At 67.8% G+C, this 18,485-nt stretch carries 15 protein-coding genes and 1 pseudogene; 10 read left to right on the top strand and 6 right to left on the bottom strand.

The annotated features are described in order from the left end of the window. Window positions 1–176 precede the first annotated feature (176 nt). The 3 genes from A5648_RS07210 to eccB all read right to left on the bottom strand — a co-directional run bounded on the left by A5648_RS07210 (window position 177) and on the right by eccB (window position 6,551). On the bottom strand, window positions 177–476 hold the full coding sequence (locus A5648_RS07210) for a PE family protein (RefSeq protein ID WP_064854056.1): 300 nt from the start codon (window positions 474–476) through the stop codon (window positions 177–179). Between the two features lie 361 nt (window positions 477–837). Beyond that, complete coding sequence (gene eccCa, locus A5648_RS07205) at window positions 838–5,037, bottom strand: type VII secretion protein EccCa (RefSeq protein ID WP_065023880.1); 4,200 nt, start codon at window positions 5,035–5,037, stop codon at window positions 838–840. Continuing rightward, a complete protein-coding gene (gene eccB, locus A5648_RS07200; RefSeq protein ID WP_065023879.1) occupies window positions 5,034–6,551 on the bottom strand; it encodes a type VII secretion protein EccB in 1,518 nt (505 codons plus the stop codon). The genes eccCa and eccB overlap by 4 nt, the downstream gene beginning before the upstream one ends. Window positions 6,552–6,992: 441 nt before the next feature. On the opposite strand from eccB, the gene A5648_RS07195 reads away from it, so the two are divergent. The 3 genes and pseudogenes from A5648_RS07195 to A5648_RS07185 all read left to right on the top strand — a co-directional run bounded on the left by A5648_RS07195 (window position 6,993) and on the right by A5648_RS07185 (window position 9,856). Next, window positions 6,993–8,882, top strand: a complete 1,890-nt coding sequence (locus tag A5648_RS07195) for a molybdopterin-dependent oxidoreductase (protein ID WP_428844316.1) — start codon at window positions 6,993–6,995, stop codon at window positions 8,880–8,882. Window positions 8,883–8,965: 83 nt separating this feature from the next. After that, window positions 8,966–9,403: pseudogene (locus A5648_RS22500) on the top strand (molybdopterin-dependent oxidoreductase); the annotation flags it as partial. Between the two features lie 60 nt (window positions 9,404–9,463). Beyond that, entirely contained in the window at window positions 9,464–9,856 is a 393-nt protein-coding gene (locus A5648_RS07185; RefSeq protein ID WP_131810533.1) for a hypothetical protein, read from the top strand. A 27-nt stretch (window positions 9,857–9,883) separates the two neighbouring features. Here the strand turns inward: A5648_RS07185 and A5648_RS07180 are convergent, their stop codons facing one another. Next, entirely contained in the window at window positions 9,884–10,447 is a 564-nt protein-coding gene (locus A5648_RS07180; protein WP_065023876.1) for a hypothetical protein, read from the bottom strand. Window positions 10,448–11,089: 642 nt separating this feature from the next. Between A5648_RS07180 and A5648_RS25030 the strand changes: the two genes are divergently transcribed. Further along, entirely contained in the window at window positions 11,090–11,743 is a 654-nt protein-coding gene (locus tag A5648_RS25030) for a glycoside hydrolase (RefSeq protein ID WP_065023892.1), read from the top strand. Here A5648_RS25030 and A5648_RS07170 read toward each other — a convergent pair. Continuing rightward, the gene (locus tag A5648_RS07170) at window positions 11,740–12,312 is read right to left on the bottom strand and encodes a class I SAM-dependent methyltransferase (protein WP_065023875.1); all 573 of its coding nucleotides are present in this window, start codon (window positions 12,310–12,312) and stop codon (window positions 11,740–11,742) included. The two genes, A5648_RS25030 and A5648_RS07170, sit on opposite strands and share 4 nt — an antisense overlap. A gap of 22 nt (window positions 12,313–12,334) precedes the next feature. Between A5648_RS07170 and A5648_RS07165 the strand changes: the two genes are divergently transcribed. Next, entirely contained in the window at window positions 12,335–13,993 is a 1,659-nt protein-coding gene (locus A5648_RS07165; protein ID WP_065023891.1) for a recombinase RecB, read from the top strand. Between the two features lie 6 nt (window positions 13,994–13,999). Here the strand turns inward: A5648_RS07165 and A5648_RS07160 are convergent, their stop codons facing one another. Continuing rightward, window positions 14,000–14,395, bottom strand: coding sequence for a hypothetical protein (locus tag A5648_RS07160; protein ID WP_065023874.1), 396 nt, complete (start codon window positions 14,393–14,395; stop codon window positions 14,000–14,002). Window positions 14,396–14,520: 125 nt separating this feature from the next. On the opposite strand from A5648_RS07160, the gene A5648_RS07155 reads away from it, so the two are divergent. From A5648_RS07155 to A5648_RS07135, 5 genes are all read left to right on the top strand, one after another. Continuing rightward, window positions 14,521–14,832, top strand: a complete 312-nt coding sequence (locus A5648_RS07155) for a DUF732 domain-containing protein (protein ID WP_065023873.1) — start codon at window positions 14,521–14,523, stop codon at window positions 14,830–14,832. A 44-nt stretch (window positions 14,833–14,876) separates the two neighbouring features. Beyond that, window positions 14,877–15,890, top strand: coding sequence for a DNA topoisomerase IB (locus A5648_RS07150; protein ID WP_065023872.1), 1,014 nt, complete (start codon window positions 14,877–14,879; stop codon window positions 15,888–15,890). A gap of 2 nt (window positions 15,891–15,892) precedes the next feature. Then, window positions 15,893–17,152, top strand: a complete 1,260-nt coding sequence (locus tag A5648_RS07145; RefSeq protein WP_165607303.1) for an amidohydrolase family protein — start codon at window positions 15,893–15,895, stop codon at window positions 17,150–17,152. Between the two features lie 83 nt (window positions 17,153–17,235). Then, the gene (locus A5648_RS07140; protein ID WP_428844317.1) at window positions 17,236–17,943 is read left to right on the top strand and encodes a glycoside hydrolase; all 708 of its coding nucleotides are present in this window, start codon (window positions 17,236–17,238) and stop codon (window positions 17,941–17,943) included. A gap of 114 nt (window positions 17,944–18,057) precedes the next feature. Further along, the gene (locus A5648_RS07135; RefSeq protein ID WP_065023889.1) at window positions 18,058–18,474 is read left to right on the top strand and encodes a DUF6319 family protein; all 417 of its coding nucleotides are present in this window, start codon (window positions 18,058–18,060) and stop codon (window positions 18,472–18,474) included. The last annotated feature ends 11 nt before the right edge of the window (window positions 18,475–18,485 follow it).

Raw genomic sequence — 18,485 nt, 5'->3', positions numbered from 1 at the left:
ACATCGAAACGCCCCGCCATGCTGCGCATCGCGTCCGGATCGGTCATAAAACGTGTTGCCACTGTTGTCTCTCCTTGTCTTGAAGTTCGTTGGTTGTTGTTTCTCGTAGTTACCTGGTCACCGGATAGAGCCGCCGGTCATGTCCGGCTGTGCACAAAAGAACGGCTCTCCTCCCATCAGCCCGCCGAAGCCGCGTTGGCGGCCTCGGTGGCGGCGTAGGAGGTGGCACTGCTGTTGAGGGTGGCTACGAACATCTCGTGGATCGCCGCGGCCTGCGCGCTCACCTGCTGGTACATCGTCGCGTGGGCGGCGAACTGTGCGGCGGTCAACGCGGAGACCTCATCGGCGGCAGCCGGAACCACGCCGGTGGTCGGGGCGGCGGCCGCGGCGTTCTGCGCGTTCAGCGCCGCACCGATTCCGCTCAAGTTCCCGGCCGCGGCGGCCAGCGCTTCCGGTTGCGCGTTCACGAACGACATTGGATTTCCTCCTCGGATCGCCGTCAGCAATCGTTCTGCCACTGAGCGTAAGCGCTGAAAACGGCCGATACGGCCCATGATGCCTACTGTTCATCTGGCCGAAGCAACTGTTCACCTGGGGTAACGAAGGGGTAACCCGGGGCCGGTGTCGCCACCCCTGAAACGAAGCGGACCTGCTGAAACACAATCTTGCAATTCCGCGCCGCAGGCGCCCGCGCCACGCCGCGCCGGCGCGCCCGCAACGGCCCCCGCGATTTAAATCTGGTCGCGGCGAAATGCCGCCGGCCGCGCCGCGCGTGACCCCGCCAGCAACTGCTCGACGCTGTTACAGGCGTCACAGCGGTGACTGGCGGGACACGGCTCAGCGAACCGGGGTGGCCGTTCGTTCCTGCGCCGGCGCGCGCCGCAGCTCGGTCGCGGCGACCTGCACGAACACCCCGGTGTCCTCGGCCATCAGCAGGCCGCGGCCGCGGGGCAGCGGGCCGCCCTTCATCTTGCCGCGGATAAAGCCTTCGTCCGGGTCGGCGTCCATCACCAGCAGTGGCGCGTTGGCCTGGTGCAGGGCCCGCAGCAGCGGGTCGCTGCCCGCCGAGGACCAACCGCCGAAAGTCCGGGTGGCGATCACGTGCAGGCCCACATCCGCCGACCGGGTCACCCAGGGGGCGGCCTTCTGGAACGGCGAGTCGAACCCGGGCGGGAACTGCTGGATGTCGTCGATGATCAAGAAGATCTCCGGTCCGCTCCACCAGGTGCGGGACAGCAACTCCTCGGCCGACAGGCCCGGCGGTGGCTCACGGTTGGCCAGCGTGGCCGCCAACTCGTTGATCAACGCGACCGCCCCGTCCATGTTGTAGGCGAACTTCTCCACGTAGTCCGAGCCCAGGGTGGTCAACAGCTGCCGACGGGGGTCGATCAGCCACACCTGCGCAGACGGCTGCCCGGTGGGCGGCGCGGTGCTGGAACCGGGTGCGTACAGCCGCTCGATCTCGCTCATGATGGTGGCCAGCGTGGTGGTGCGACCGCTTTCCCGGCGACCGGTCACCATCAGGTGCCCGTTCTCGGCGAAGTTCAGATAGACCGGCTGCAGGTCGAGTTCGGAGATCGCCCACGCGATGCCCCCGGCGCCCACACCTTCGCGCTTGTCGTTGGCCGCGACCGCCCGCACCTCGTCCAGCCCGAACCGCGCCGGCAGGCGCCGCACCGGGCGCACCCGGCCCACCGCGACCTGGCTGACCGCGGCGCCGACGCTGTCGGATTCGAAGACCCGCTCGTCGGTGCCGGCCATCGCCGGCCGGGCGATGAGCGTGTGCAGACCGGACTGGGGATCGCTGTCCAGTCGCACGTAGTTGACCGCGACCATGCCCCGGCCCGGCTTGACCGGGACATCCTTGGCGAACCGGGAACGCACCAGCTTGGCGTCCTCCACCGCGGCCAGGCGCAGCTCGACCCGGGATCCGAAGCCGCTGCGGACCGGCGGGCGCAACTCCGACTCGCGGTCGGCGGTCACCACCACGTGCACGCCGAACGACGGTCCCTGGTTGATGATCTGGTTGACCTGCTCGACGAGCACCTCGTTGTCTTCGGACAGCGCCCGGTAATTGTCGACCACCAGGTAGACGTCGCCGAACCCGTCGTTGGGCACTTTGCCGGGGGCACCGGCGAACTTGCGCCGGCGGAAGACGTCCATCGAGGCCACGTCGTTCTCCAGGAAGCTGCGCTTGCGGGTCCGCACCAGCGCCAGCAGTTCGGCGACCGTGCGGCGCACGCCGTCGGGGTCGGTCGGCCCGCAGACGCTGCCCACGTGAGGCAGGCTGGCGACCGTGGTCAGCGAGGTACCGCTGTAGGCCAGGCAGTAGAACTGGACCTGTTCGGGGGTGTGCGTCAACGCCGCCGAGGAGATCAGCGTCTGAAGCGCAGTCGTCTTGCCGGCACCGCCAGCGCCCAGGATCAGCACGTTGGCGCCCGGCCCGGAGGTGTCCACCGTCCACGGCGGCTGGTCGTGCTTGTACGGCCGGTCGATGACACCGATCGGGAACACCAGGTCCCGGCGGGTGCCGTAGTCCTGCTGCCACGGGTGCCCGAGGTAGCGGTTCACCAACTCGTCGACGGCCACCGGGACGTCCAACGGGGGCTGCCACAGCCGGTAGGGCTCGAAGTCGATCTGGCGCAGCTGGTCGATGATGACCGTGCCGACCTTGGGCGTCCGGATGAAGTCCTCGTCCTCGGCGGGGGGCTCCTCGGCCGGGGTGGCGGTGATGGCCGGGGTCTCCTCGGCCGCCTCGAGCTCAGTCCCGCTGACGCTGACCTCCAGCGGAGTGAAGGCGGTGGTGAACAGCTGCGGCCGGATGTAGTCGATGGAGTGCACCTGCGGCAACGCCTCGTCGTCGAGGATCCCGCCGCGGTGGTAGTCGCGCCACAGGAACTCGGCCTGGAAACGGATGACCTCTTCGCCGCTCTTGCGGAAGTAGCCCAGGCCGGCCTTGCCCGGCAGGTTCACCGCGTTCGGCACGCCGGCAGCCTGTGCCGCACCGGCCGTCTGCGCCTTGAGCACCAGCCGGTAGCCCATGTTCTCCATCAGCTTCTCGGCGCGGCTCTCGATGGTCTGCGACGCCATCATCAGGTGCACCCAGTAGGCGCGGCCCTGCCGGCCGATCGAGTCGAGCACCTCTACCGCCGTCGGCATGATGCGGAACCACTCGTAGAACTCGTCGATCACCACGACCAGCATCGGCAGCGGCGGCAGGCTGTGGTCGCCGCGCGCCCGCATCCGGGACCGAATCTCGTTGTACTCCTTGGCGCCGTCGACGCCCGCGCTGTCGCACATCGACTTGCGGCGCGCGATCTCGCCCCACATCGCCTCCAGGAAGCGTTCCATCAGCGCCTGGTCGTCTTCCAGGTCGGTGATGATGCGCGACACGTGCGGTACCCCGGAGAACGGCTTGACCGCCGACCCGCCCTTGAGGTCGGCCAGCACGAACTGCAGCTCGTCCGGCGGGTGGGCCAGCAGCAGCGATTCGATCACCGTGCGCACCAGCGTCGACTTACCCGAGCCGGTGGTTCCGGACATGACGCCGTGCGGGCCGTCGCCGCCCTCGTCCAGCGACTTCATGTCGAGGAACAACAGCTCACCGTTGTCGGAGCGGTTGCCGAACGGCACCCGCAACCGGGCCCGGGTGCCCTCCTGCTGCCGGCTGGTCCACAGCTGGGCGAAGTCGATCCGCCCGGCGTCCTCGATGCCGTAGTAGGACAGGATGTCGCGGGCCCCGATGTGGTGGGTCACCCGCTGACCGATCTCCTCGTAGGCCTCGGCCAGCCGCCAGTGCGCCATCCGCTGCGCGAACTGCTCGGCGTCGGTCGGACTGACCTGGTCGGCCAGGGCGAAGAACCACTCGTTGTCGTCGATGACCATCCAGGTGTCCCGGTCGCGCGGCAGCGCGTTGATGATGCCCCTGTCGTCGAAGCGCAGCACCCGCTGCGAAACGCCCCGCCACTCGGGTGCGCCGGTCAAGTCGAAGAACGTCACCCCGTCGATGCCCTCGGTGGTGTTGACGTACTCCCACTGCGGATCATCGCCGTCGACGATGATCAGGTGGTGCGGCGTCGGCGTCTCCGCCGACGAGCTGGCGTGCCGCGGCATGAACGATCCGCGCCCGGAGAACAGCTCGGCGTGTTCGGTGGCGAAGTCGCGCACCGAGCCGTACACCATGCGGGCGTTACCGGCGGCGTCTTGGCGGCGCGGGTCGCCGAAGTGCGGCAGCCACTTCACCCAATCCCATTGCTCCACATCGGAAGTGACGACAACCATGCGGAGGTGGTCAGGTCCGTGCGAGAACGCCAACTGGCAGATGATCGCGCGCATCAGCCCGAGCACGTGCTCGCGATCGCCGACCAGCGAATACCACGGCTCGACCAGCAGCGAGACCATCTTGGGCAGGTTGTAGACCACACTCTGATAGCGCCCGAACTCCTGCAGCGCCTTGCCGGTCACCGGTTCGAGCTCGATGTCGGTGGGCATGTTCTGCGGCTCGCCCCAGGTGACCTCGGGCCGCGTCATGCCGACCCCGACCCGAGCCAGCCCGAAGTTGAGGTCCTTGCCGTTGGGCTGGCGCTCCCACATCCGCGATGATCCGACCGCGGCGGCCAGCGTGGACGGCGCCGGGTGGTACCACCGGTAGTTGGCGTCCATGCTGTCGGCGGACTCCGCGGCCGACTCCCGCAGCCGGTCCAGCATGAGCATGAACTGGGCACGCATCGCGTCGAGTTTGGGCCGGCTCAACTGCTGGGCGCCGCCGCCGAAGCGGCCGCCGAACATCATCATCGCGATGCCGCCGATCATGAAGATCGGGAAGATGGCGCCGGCGCCCAGGAACATCCGGGAGCCGTTGGCCACCGTCATCGACACCATGCCGACCAGCAGGCCGACGACCAGCACGCCGACCACCACCAGCCACCACGGCTTGCCCTCCGGCGGCGGGACGCTCAGCGGCGTCGGCAAGACGATGTTCTCCGGCTTGACCACCGGAGCGCGTTCCGGCGTCGGCCGGGCGTATCCACGTTTCACTTGGGCACCGCCAATTCTGCAGGGTTCATATCGGTTGGCAGGGTGTCGTGGCGTACCAGCGCATCCTGGCGGGACAGCGTCGGGCCATGCGCGAGCAGCCGCAATGCCACCGACGGTGCCAATGCGGGCTCACCGACCAGCCCCAGTGCCTTGCGCTCGTCGTCGCCGGGGACGCCGAATCGCACACCGGAGGCGGACAACCACCACAACGATTCCCGGGTGGAGGCGTCCGGGTCGTTGCCGGTCACCGCGACGAAGTTGCCGTAGCCCGGACCGAAGTAGACCCGGTCGGCCTGCGGCATGCTTTTATCGTTGGTCTTCACCAGTGACACCACGCGGCTGATCTGCTTCTGCGGCACCGGGATCGTGGGGCCGGACACCACCTGCACCCGGGCCCGGCTTTCGCCGTTGGAACGCTCCCACCACCAGCAGGTGGACGGGTTCTCCTTCATGTCCACGACCTTGAGCGGCCCCTCCGGGTAGGCCGACAGGTCCAGCCCGGTGACCACCGGCATCTTGGCCAGCGCCGGCGGTGCCACCACGGCCGGCGCACCGCCCGCGGTCGCCCCGGCGTTCTGCAGAATGCGGGCCACCACCGACGACACCGTCTGCACACCGTTCATCAGGACCACCGAATACTGTTGCGGCCCAGCCAATTGTGGAGTGGTGAAGACGGTTCCCACCGGCCCAGGCGCGTTGGGGAAGGCCGGCGGACGACCGGCGTCGGGCACGAACGGCACCGCCAGCTCCGGCCCCACCGGCAAAGCGTCGAACAGCGCCTGGCTCATCGGCCGGGCATGCTCGACCTGTTCGGGCGTGAGACCCAGCGGCAACAGCACCGCCCGGTCGGCGGCGTCGATGCGCGAGCGCCGGCCCTGCCGCACGACCCACGATTCGTCGCCGTAGCGCAGCACCACGGAGTCCGGGCCGTCGAGCACCCGGCGCCGGGAATCGCGGTCGAGGTCGGGGCTGCCGTCGATCACGGTGACCGTCACCGGTGACGTCACTCCGACACCCTGGACATTGGCGACGGTGTCGCAGATCAGCCACGACGAGGACGTCGGTGAGGTCGGCTGAATGTCCGAGGGCGCCCCGGGGATGCCGACGAGCGGGCCGTGCGGCTGTTCGGCGATCTGCGTGGCGCGCACTTTGTGGGGATTGTCGGCCCGACCGGCAATCAGCCGGGCCGAGGCCAAATTCAGCGCCGGATATAAGGTGCCGCCGACCCGCACGTAGAGGGCACCCGAATCACGGTCGGCGATTATCGGCGATTCGTTCAGCTGGCCCGACGGGCTCAGAAACGACCACAGCAGCGCTCCGAGGCAGATGACCGAGGCCGCCGAGACCGAGGCGACCACGGCCAGCGCCTGCCGCCGGCCCGGTTCCACCTCCATCCGAACCTGCCAGCGGGTCAAGGCCATCGCGGTGCGTCGCGCCAGGAATTGGTACCCGGTCATCTGGGTGCGCGTCGACAACCCCAGGCCGTAGCCGGGCCCCCGCTGTTCGTCAGCCACGGTGTGTCCCAACCCCCGCCCGTTGCACTGCTTTATTGGTGGTCATCTACCCCTGCCTGATCACACGTTTCTCCTCTGCGCATGCTAGCCCTGTTGCGCAGCGGCCGCCTGTTGCGCAGATTGCAATCCGGCAGCGATGGCGAATTCGGTTCGCCGGTTCTCCCCCGAATTATGGACGCATCAGGTAAACGGTCAGTTACGCGCGAGATTCGCACGAGTGCGCCGGCGCGCCGGCCAGGGTCAACCCCGGTGCTCGCCGGGAAAAAATCGCGCCGATCACAAGGCCGTCGCGGCCCGAAACACGCCGACGGCTCGAGACCGCAATGACGGCAGCCGTTAGGGTCACGATCCGCATCTGCGATATCTGAACTTCCTGCCAGAAGCCTGTGCATTTGGTGTCAGACCGGCAGAGCGAGAGGTTCCCGGCTGTACTGTCGCGGCGTGACAACGATCGACGGACAGGGCGCTGAAGGGCAGCTCGACCCACGGGGTCCTGCCACCTCACCAGCAGCGGAAGAGACAACCCACCACGTCAAGTACTCCACCGACGTCGTCGACGTCGAGTTGGAGCTGGAACAGGGCTACCGCACCGAGATTCATAAGAATCACGACGACACCGTCGACGTCGAGACCTATGGCGGCGGCTTCGACCTTTCCCGTCGCGCGGTTGCCCCGCATCTGCGCGTCGGCAAAGACAGGTGGTTAAACCTGCTGTGGCTGATCCCGATCGGTTTCGTCGGGATGATAGCGATGATCGCGATCGGCAAAGGGGTCCGCAATATCCCCGGCGTCGAAGACTTCATCGCTCAATACCCGGGCAGCACTCCCTCGTCTGCGGTCGAAGAGGGCCTGCCCGCGTGGGCCGGCTGGACGCACTTCTTCAACCTGTTCATGATGATCTTCATCATCCGGGCAGGCATCCAGATCCTCTGTGACCACCCGCGCCTGTACTTCAGCCGCAACTCCACCCCCGGTAAAGACGAATGGCTGCGGGTCGGGCCGCCGGTTCCCGACGACCCGTACTGGACCGCCAACGCCGACACCGTGGCGCTGCCGGCACAGTTCGGCCTGCCCGGCTTCCGGCACTCGATCGGCCTGGCCCGGTGGTGGCACATGGGCACCGGCGTGCTGTGGCTGCTCAACGGCGCGATCTTCTACGTGCTGCTGTTCACCACCGGGCAGTGGCGGCGCATCGTGCCGACCAGCTGGGACATCTTCCCGCACGCCGCCTCGGTGATGATCCAGTACGCATCGCTGGACTGGCCCGACGACCACACCTGGACCAACTACAACGCGCTGCAGTTGATCTCGTACTTCGTCACGGTGTTCATCGCCGCCCCGGCCGCGTTGATCACCGCGCTGGGCATGTCCCCGGCGCTGTCACAGCGACTCGGGCTGATCAGCAAGCACATGCGGCTGAACCTGCAGATCGCCCGGTCCCTGCACTTCGTGGTGCTGGTCTACTTCCTGATGTTCATCCTGGTGCACGTCACGATGGTGTTCGCCACCGACGCCTTCGACAACCTCAACCACATGTTCGCCGCTCGCGGTTGCGCCCCGGGCGCCGGGCCCGAATGCCACAGCGCCACCGGGTTCTATGTGTTCTGCGTGGCCGCGGTGGTGTGCACCATCGGCTGGGTCGCCGCCACCCCGCTGACGCTCCGCTACCCGCGGGTCGTCCAGAAGGTCGGCTACGCCCTGATCGGACCGTTCCAGCGGGCGCTGGAAAAGCTCAACCCGCAGCCCGGCACCTTCACCGAGGACGACATCTCGCCGTTCCACTGGCGCAACGGCCGGTTGCCGGAGACCGTGGAGTACAAGGAGTTGGAGGCCGGCGACTTCAAAGACTGGCGGCTGAAAGTCTATGGCCTGGTAGAGAATCCGATGGAGTTCTCGTTGGAGGACCTCAAGGCACTGCCCTACCACGACCAGATCACCCAGCATATGTGTGTGCAGGCTTGGTCCGGTGTGGCCAAGTGGGGCGGCGTGCAGATGTCGACGATCATGAACATCGTCAAGCCCCTGCCGGAGGCCAAGTGGGCCATCTTCTACTCGATGGGCCTGGGCGCCACCGGCGGCATCTTCTACAACGCGCACCCGGTCGACCAGATGTGGCATCACATGTCGATGCTGGCCTACAACATGAACGACCAGCCGCTGCCCTACATGCACGGCCGGCCGCTGCGGCTGCGTAACGAGTTGCAGCACGGCTACAAGCTGGTCAAGTGGATCAAGGGCATCGAGTTCGTCGCCTCGTACAAGGAGATCGGCAGCGGGCACGGCGGCTACAGCGAAGACCACAAGTTCTTCGGTCGCCACCAGACCATCTGACGCACGCTCGACGCAGTGAGGGGCCGGCCATCAAGGCCGGCCCCTTGCTGCGTTGCAGGTCGTTGCGGAGATGTCCAGGTGCTTCCCTCGATGAGCTGAAAGCCCTGCCTTACCACGAGCAGATCACCCAGCACTTCTGCATTCAGGGTTGGTCCGGGGTGGCCAAGTGGGGCGGCGTCGCGATGACCACGATCCTCGACATCGTCAAACCACTGCCCGAGGCCAAGTGGGTGGTGTTCTACTCGATGGCGCCCGGGTCCGACGGCGGTCTCTACTACGACGCCCACGACATCGCGCAGATGGACCACCATCTGACGATGCTGGCTTACCGGATGAACGACGAACCGCTCAGCTACGGCCACGGAGCGCCGCTGCGACTGCGCAACGAACTGCAGCACGGTTTCAAAATGGTCAAGTGGCTCAAGGGAATCGAGTTCGTCGCGCACTTCCGCGAAGTCGGCGGAGGCTACGGCGGCTACAACGAGGATCACGAGTTCTTCGGGCATCGCCAGACGCTGTAACCGACCCGTCCGCCGGGCCATCGTAGGGTAGGTCCGAGCAACCGAGCGACGGGAGAATCCATGCGGAATCGCGGTATCGGAAAGTCAGTCCTGTCCATGGTGGTGGCCGGGCTCGCCGTCGGCGCGGTCGCGACCGCCTGCGGTGACTGCGACGGCGATACCGAGGAAGGCGCGGTCGGCGAGGCCACCGATGCCCCGGCCGCCCCACTGGCGCCGATCGCCCCCGGTGAAGCCGCCACCGTGCCGGATCTGACCACCGGCCCCGACGCCCCGCTCACCAGTGCCGCACCCGCCGTCGAGCGCCCCGCACCTCAGGGTGAAGCCCAGACCGCGCCGGCGCCGGCGGCGCCCCGGGTTCCATCAGCCCCCGCTATCCCCGCCATTCCGGCGATCCCGGCGATTCCGGCCATCCCGGCGATCCCCGCTATTCCGGCGATCCCCGCCATCCCGTAGCCGCGCGCGGGTTCTTGCGGCGCTCGGTCAGATCCCCGTCCAGGCCGCGTCCAGTCGCTCGGCCACATCGATGATCTGGGCCTGCTGAGACTGCGGGCTCTCGATCTCGTCGGCCACGTAGCTCGCGATGAACCGTCGGATCTCCCCGTCGACACCGGCGAAGATCCGCAGCAGCTCACCGCGAATGGACGTCGACGACACCTCCACGGTGATGTCGGACGACCGCGGTTTAGGCACATCGATGATCAGCAGCAACGGCTCGGCGGCCCGCGCCGTGGCCCGCAGCGCGATGTCGCCGGCGACGGTGAACCGCTGCTTGTCCAGCCGCAGGTCGATGAGCAGGTCGATCTCCAGCGGAATGTTGATGGCGAACGTGAGCAGGTCGCCGAGGCCGCGCGCCACCCGGGGCTGCTGGATGCGCACCTTGGCGCTGACCCGGGCGATCCGGCCCGGGCCCTGACGCATCGGGGGCATCTCGAACTCATCGCCGGCGATCGCGGCGAACGCGGCTGCCACGCGCTCTTCGGTGACCGCGATCTCGAAGAACTTCCGCCCGAACTCTTCGTAAGTCAGGTAGCTGAGGTTCTGCATAGCTTGATACCGTCTCACGTCCGCATCGGTAACGGCCGCTGATCGGCGTGCGCGTCGCCGCCATCTTCTCACTTTCTGCTCTGACCAGGTGGTGCGGTGTTCAGTCGTCGGCGCCCCCGGGCCGGGAGCCGCAGGGCTCCGGCCGGCGCGGTCTGCCCCCGCGCCGGTGAGCATGGACCGGTGTCAACCGCGCTACACCGCCGGAATAGGTCACCGGCTCGAGTGCGGCGCACCTGCTGCAACATCGGTCCGAATCGGTAGGTCCTCGGTGCGCCATATGCCGAAACCGGTGACACCCCAACGGGAATCGCTGATGTTGTCGACCACCGCAGCGATAGCCGATGCGCATCAGCAGTTCTCGGCGGTGATCCCGGCATCGCACGTCCAGTTATTCCATTTGCCAGGCCTTTTCGCTTGCAATTGAAATAGGTTCCGTTTCAAGCACTCTCAAATAACGCCGCGACAACGTCTACCTGCGCTTCTCGGTGTTCTCGACGGTCGAAATGCGGTCCAGGCGGCCCATTTTCATCGCTCTACCTGGTGTTTTCTGTTGCGGCGTAATGCCTAACATGTTTCACTTCAAACGTGATGCCTGCCACAGATTTTGGTGGGCGCAGAAAGCCATTGTTAATGTGCCTGGTCATGTTTGGTCTCGACGCGCTGATGGCGCTCATCCAGCAGGTTTCGGGCACGCCGTACATCACCGGTGGGGACAGCCCCGCCGGAACGGACTGCTCGGGCCTGGCCTCGTGGGTGTCCAATGTGGCCACCGGCCGGCCGGCCTTCGGCGACCGGTTTCACACCGCCAACGAAGAGTCGGCGCTGCTGGCCCGCGGCTTCCAGTACGGCACCGCTCCCGGCGCCCTGGTAGTGGGCTGGAACAGCCACCACACCGCGGTCACGCTGCCCGACGGCACCCCGGTGGCCAGTGGCGAGCCCGGCGGCGTGCGGATCGGCGGCGGCGGCGCCTACCAGCCCCAGTTCACCCACCACATGTACCTGCCGATGGCTACTGACGCGCCAGAGGCGCCCCCGATGGAAGCCCCCGTGCAGTTCGCCGCCCTGGTAGAGCCTCCCGCTCCCGAACCGCCCGCCGAGCCGATGGGCTTCGAGATGGCCCCGCCGCCGGAGGCCCCGCCCGCCGAGGCCCCGCCATTCGATGCGCCGCCGCCGTTCGACGCCCCGATGGACCTGCCGCCCGGTGAGGCCCCGCCGATGGACGGCCCGTTGGCGGGCGAGCCGCCGGCCGAGCCGGGTCCCGCGCCGATCGACCAGAACGCGCCCGCGCCGGCTTAACCCGCCGACGCCGTTGCCTCGCTGCGGCGTTGTGCCAGCAGCCACGCCAGCCCCTGCCCTTCGCCGTCCGCGATCAGCTCAAGATCGGCGAACGCCGCGCGGAGCTCACCGGGTGCGACCCGGAACCGCCCGGCGGCACCGCCGAGCTGGCTGAGCGCGGTGATGGCCAACAGTCCGCCCGGCGCCAGGCGCGCGATCATCGGCGCGTCCAGCCGCCGGTCGCGGAACCGGGCACAGTAGATGACGTCGGCGGGCGGCCCGTCGGGCAAGCCGTCATCGAGGTCAGCGACCTCGAAGCGGCACCGGTCGCCGAGACCGCTGCGGGCCGCCAGAGCGCGGGCCTGCTCGATCGCCACCGGGGATACGTCGAATCCCCAGACCTGCAACCCCCGCCCGGCCAGCCAGACCGCACCGGTCCCCTGCCCGCAAGCGACGTCGAGCGCATGGCCCGTGGTCGGAAACTCGTCCCAGTAGGCCTCGAACACCGCCGCCCCACCGGTTGCGTTCGGCTCCGGCACGCCCCGGTCGGCGTATTTGGCGTCCCAGCGGGCACGGTCGTCGTCACTCATCGCCGTGGACGATACTGCGGTGGTGGAACTACCGGTCACGCTCGGCGGATATCACGCCAAGCGGTGCGCCCGCGTCACCCATAACCTGTTCGCTCCCGGTGTCGCGGAACCGACCGTTGCCTCGCCGGAGCTGGTGGCGTTGCGCGAGGCCGGTGTCGCCTTCGAGACCGAGATCCTCGAGGAGTTGCGCGATAGCTACGGCGATTCCGGACGGCTGGTGGTGCTCGACGCCGATACCGGCCGAGCCGAGCAGCGGCGGCGCACCCTGGCGGCGTTGGACGCCGGCGTCGACGTGATCGCCGGTGGGCTCCTGCCACCGGTGAACGGCCGCACCGGCCTGCCCGACGTGCTGATCCGATACCAAGGCGGCTATCTGCCGGTCGACATCAAGAACCACCGCACCGTAAGCACGTCGAAACGCTCCGAGGTGGTGGTGTCGACCCTGTCGGCGCCGGATCAACCCCTGACCTGTCCCGGCTACAGCGATCACGGGGCACGCTGGCGTGACGATGTCATGCAGCTGGCGCACTACACCCGGATGCTGCAGGAGCTGGGGTATCACCCCGGCGTGCACCTGGGCGGCATCATCGGCAGCTCGGACCTCACCGAACTCATCGGCGAAACGCACGGGATCACCTGGTATGACCTGCAAGCCGAGACCATCATCACCTACTCCGCCAGCGACCCGAGCCACCGCAAGAAGCGTTCCGCCCTGCAGCGCTACGACCACGAGTTCGCCTTTCGCCTCCAAGTCGCCCAGGCAGCGGCGGCCGGACGTGAATTGGTGCGGCCCTACCGGATCGGTGACTGCCACACCTGCGATTGGTTCGACCACTGCGCCACGGTGGCCGGTGACGAGGACGCATCCTTCGCGATCGAGACCGGCCACCTCAACGTCCGAGAATGGCAGTATCTGTACCGGCAGTGCGGCGACGGCACGACCTTGACCGTCGCGCAGTTGGCCGAGGTCGACCCGGACGCCCACGCCGAGGCGTTCGGTATCCAATCGGTCGGCACCCAGAAGCCGGCGGACCGGCTGGCAAAGGCGGTCCGGCGCGCCCGGATGAGCTGTGCCGAAGTCGATTACGAGCAGCGCGGGCCAGACCTCCCCGCGGTGCCGTCCGCCGATATCGAGGTCGACTTCGACATCGAGTGGGACAGCGACGCCAGGATCTACCAGTGGGGTCTGCGCATCCGCGACGGCCAGGACGACACCACCGCCTGCTACGACCCGGTGGTCTCTTTCGCACCGCTCGATGACGGCGGCGAAGCCGAGCTCGCCGACGAATTCGCCTTGCGCATGCGGCGATTGCGCGACCGCGCCGAGCGGGAGGGCAAATCCCTACGCGTCTTTCACTGGCATCATCCCGAGCTGTCGAGCACCCGCAGATTCACCGCCGTCGCTGAAGCCCTCGACGGGCTCACCTGCGATCTGCGCCAGTGGTTCGACGCGGAGTACTTCGCCCGCACCTCGTCGTCGATCAAATGCGTCGCCGGGTACTTCGACTTTCAGTGGGAGGTCGATGACCCCGGCGGCCTGGCGTCTCAGCTGGCGATCGACGTCGCCCGCGGCCACGGGCCGGAGGCCGACGCGGCTCGGCAATGGTGCCTGCGCTACAACGAGTGCGATGTCGCCGCACAGGCTGCGATCCGCGACGGGCTGCGCGCCGACGGCGGGTGAGCCGGTTCAGCCCTGGGGCTGCGCCGACGGGCAGATGTTGGCGTGGGCCGAGTCCACCACCTGGCCGGCGGTCGGCTTGGGGATCTGCAGGTAGACCGAGACCTGCTCGACGATCAGACTGGTCGGATGCTTGGGGAACTCCAGGCAGGCGGTGCGCCCGGCGGCCAGCCGCGGCGCTTCGCTGCCGGGCGGGAACTGCGGACGGATGGCGTTGAGGTAGGCCATCTCCCCCGCATTCGGGTAGGTCGACTTCTGAGCGGAGCACAGCAGGATGTCCGGGCTGTTGCCGCAGTAATCGGGGTCCCGGGGATTGAGTGGGTCGGCGTGAGCCGCTGACGCAGCACCGATCAGCGCGGCCAGCGCACTCGCGGCCAGGGTTGTCGCCAAGGCGGTTGATTTCACGTCCAGCGCCTTTCTGTTCTCGGCGCTGACGCTAGCAGTATCCGGCCTGCGTCGAGGGCGCTTGCCGTCCTCGGATCGCCGACCGGTCATCCCGGCCCGGCCGTGCTCGCCGTAGCATCGCCGTTATGAGTTGGGTCGCCCGGTTCACCGCAGCGCTGGCTGCCGCCGGCTTCTCGGTGGGTGCCGTTCTGTGCGCTGTCCCAGCCCGCGCCGACGACGCCGGCTTCATGAACTACCTCAATGCCCACGGCTACACCGCCCGCTACGCAGGCGACGAGCCGATAACCGAGCCCAGTGTGCGGGCGCTCGGGCACATGATCTGCGAGAACCTGCGCGTGGGCCGCAGCGTGGAAATTCAGCAACCGCATTATCCGGCGTGGCCGCAGTTCCCCCTCATCGCGGAGGCCGCACAACACGAGCTGTGCCCCGGCGCGTAGCAGCACCGTGTGTCGGCGGGGTGCCCCGCGGGTAACTCCGTGCCATGAGGCTGCGCAGGAGCAACATCGGGGCCAGCGGGTTCCGCCGGATCGGACGGGGCCGCGGCTTCTCCTACACCGACGGACAACGCCCGGTCGACGACCCCGAGGTGCTCGCCCGGATCAAGGAGCTGGCCATCCCGCCGGCGTGGCGCAACGTGTGGATCTGCCCCTATCCCAACGGACACGTCCAGGCCGTCGGAACCGACGCCGCCGGACGTCGGCAGTATCTGTACCACCAGCAGTGGCAGGACGAACGAGCCGAGGAGAAATACGACCGGGTGCTGACCCTGGCCAAGATGCTGCCGCAGTGGCGCGCCGACGTCCTGGTCGACCTACGCGGCCGCGGGCTGAAACGCGACCGGGTGCTGGCGGTCGCCCAGCAGCTGATCGACCGGGGCTATTTCCGGGCCGGCGGCGAGGAGTACGCCCAGGAGAACGGCAGCTTCGGGCTGGCGACCCTGCTGCGTGACCACGTCCGGATCCGCAGCGACTGCGTGGACTTCGACTATCCGGCCAAAAGCGGCGTGCGGCGGACGGTTTCGGTGGACGATCCGCTGGTGGTCCGGGCGGTGCGGTCGCTGTTGCGTGCGCCGACCGATATCCCCCGTCTGCTGGTGTACCGCACACCCGAGGGCTGGTGCGAGGTGCGCGCCGACGATCTCAACGAGCGGTTCCGGGAACTGACCGGTGAACAGTTCAGCGTCAAGGACCTACGCACCTGGCACGGCACCGTGCTGGCGGCCGAGAGTTTCGCCGCCGCCCGCGAGCCGACCTCGAAAACCGTTCGGCGCCGGGAGATCGCCGCGGTAATGCGTGCTGTCTCTGAGGAATTGGGCAACACACCGGCGGTGGCCCGCAGTTCCTACGTGGATCCACGGGTAGTGGAAGCCTACGAGCAGGGGGTCACCATCCGCGCGGCGCTGAACCGGGCGAAAAAGCACGCGAAGACCGCGGGGCTCGTCGCCGAGGAGGCGACGGCGCGGTTGATCAGGCGCATCGACCGGGCGCGGCGCTGAGCGTGCGCATCCACCGCGGCAACATCGTCTTCACCCCGACGCCGCAAGACTTCGTCACCCTCGCCGACGGCTATGTCGTCGTCGACAACGACGGTGTCATCGTCGAGTGCCTCGCCGAGCTACCGGACCGGTACGACGGTGCGCCGGTCACCGACCATGGCGATCGGCTGCTGCTGCCCGGTTTCACCGACGCGCACGCGCACGCCTCCCAACTGCCGATCACCGGATTGCAGTCCAGCACCGAGCTGATCGACTGGCTGAATACGCTGGCCCTGCCCCAAGAGGCCGCCCTGGCCGACACGGCCTACGCCGACTCGATCTACCGCCAGTTCGCCGACTCCCTGTTGCGCAACGGCATCACCGGTTCGATCGTCATGGGCACCATCCATGCCGAGGGCACCGCGATCCTGGTCGACAAACTCATCGCGGCCGGACTGAGGTCCTGTGTGGCCAAGGTGTCCCGGGACCGCAACGCACCCGCCGATGCACGCCAGGACACCGCCCACGCGATCGCCGACTCCCGGCGTTTTCTCGCCCACACGGTGTCCAAGTCGGCGCTGGTGACACCGGCGGTCGGGCCGAGTACGGCCGCGCTCTGCACGCGCGAGCTGATGGCCGGGCTCGCCGAGCAGGCCGCCGAGTTCGACATCGCGTGCCACGCCCATCTGGCGGAGAACCGCTCCGAGGTCGAGAAGACATTGCAGATGCACCCGGACTGCGCCGACTTCCTCGAGACTTATCAACGTGCGGGTTTGATGGAGAACGCCAACACCGTTGTGGCCCATGCCATTTATCTCGACGATCGCGAGAAGAAGACGATCCGTGACACCGGCATGCTGGTCGCGCACTGTCCGCACTCAAATCTGAACCTGCTCAGCGGTGTGATGCCCCTCGCGCAGTACCACGACATGGGCATCCGCGTCGGTCTCGGCAGCGACATCGGGGCCGGCCACACACTCAACATGTTCGACAATATCGTCGGCGCAATCGAATCCGGCGCGATGAGCTACCTGACCGGCCAGGCGTCGCGCCCGGTGCCGGCAGCCGAGGCGTACTACTGCGCCACCAAGGGCGGCGGCAGCTTCTTCGGCAAGACCGGCAGTTTCGAACCGGGCTATAGGTTCGACGCGCTCGTCATCGACGACTCGAGGTGGACGCAGCACCGGCAGACGACCCTGCCGCAGCGCGTCGAAAAGCTCATCTACTGCGGCGATGACCGCAACATCGAACACGTCTACCTCAACGGCCGGCGGTTGAGATGACACAGGTGAGGCGGTAACGCAACGGTCCGCGCTCGCGCTGTCCCATCCGACGCGTTAGCCGTCCTGGGCCACTGTCCTGCGATATCCGAGGTCAATTCACTAAAGTGCAGGTGGTGGACAGAGGGAAGATCGCCCGGCGCTGCGGCCGCGGCGTCGCCATCGCGGCGTCGCTGGCCGTCTCCGCCGCCCTGATCTACGCCCAGAGCACCCACCCGCCGGCGCCGGCGCCCACCGAGACGGCTGACGCGGCAGCATCGCCCGCACCGCCCCCCGCCGGAAAGATTCGCATGGCCGACCCCGCCGAGGCCGCCGCGCTGGCCGCCAATGTGCCGATACCGAGCGAAGGCCAGCAATTCACCTTCCCGCTGCCGGCCGGGGTAGCACCCGAGAACGGCCTGCAGGTCAAGACCATCTGGGCGGCCCGCACCATCGGCGTGCTGTTTCAGGAGATCAAGACGATCTACGGGTACCGCCAAGATCCGTTGCGTTGGCATCCGGACGGGCTGGCGATCGACGTGATGATTCCGGATTACCACAGCGAGGCCGGCATCCTGCTCGGCGACCAGATCGCGGGTTATGCGCTGGCCAACGCCAAGCGCTGGGGCGTCAACCACGTGATCTGGCGGCAGAAGATCTACCCCGGCGTCGGTGGGGGCAATTGGACGTCCGACTACGGCAACGAGACCGCCAACCACTACGACCACGTCCACATCGCCACCAATGGCGGCGGCTACCCGACCGGCCACGAGACGTACTTCGTCACCTCGATGACCCCGGCGCCCCCGGACTGAGCGACGCGGCGCGGCTCACCCGGCCACCCCGCACGTCGAACGTGTGTTCTAATGGGGGTCCAGGTCCGGCCCGCTCGTCGCGCGGGCGACGATGAGAAGGAGTTCGCCGCAATCATGACCGCATCGACTTTCGCCGTAGCCGCCCCGACCGTGGCCGACTACGCCCCCCGGGTGGATCTACCTGCCGAGAGCACACCGACCCCGGACGCTCCTGTCGTGGCTTCCGAAGCAAAAGCCCCGAGCAGGAAGACGGCCGGCAAGAAGGCCAAGACGTTCGAGTTGACCCTCACCGTGACCGGTACCGCCGACGGCGAGTGGCGCGCCGAGATCAAGCAGGGCAGCACCTACTTGGTCCGCAATGTGCCGGTTGCGGCGGCCGCCGTCTCCCGCGCCGCCAAGGAACTGCACGAGGAGCTGTTCACGCCGATCGAGGCGTTGATGGACGAGGCGCGCTGCCAGCAGGCCGCCAAAGTCGCCGCCCTGGAGGCCGAGCTCGAAGCCGCGCGCAAAGCCCTCGCCGACTTGGACTGAGCGCCAAGGCC

The organism is Mycolicibacter sinensis (assembly GCF_001673565.1).
Classification (GTDB): Bacteria; Actinomycetota; Actinomycetes; order Mycobacteriales; family Mycobacteriaceae; genus Mycobacterium; species Mycobacterium sinense_C.
This window is presented reverse-complemented; position numbering and strand designations above follow the sequence as displayed.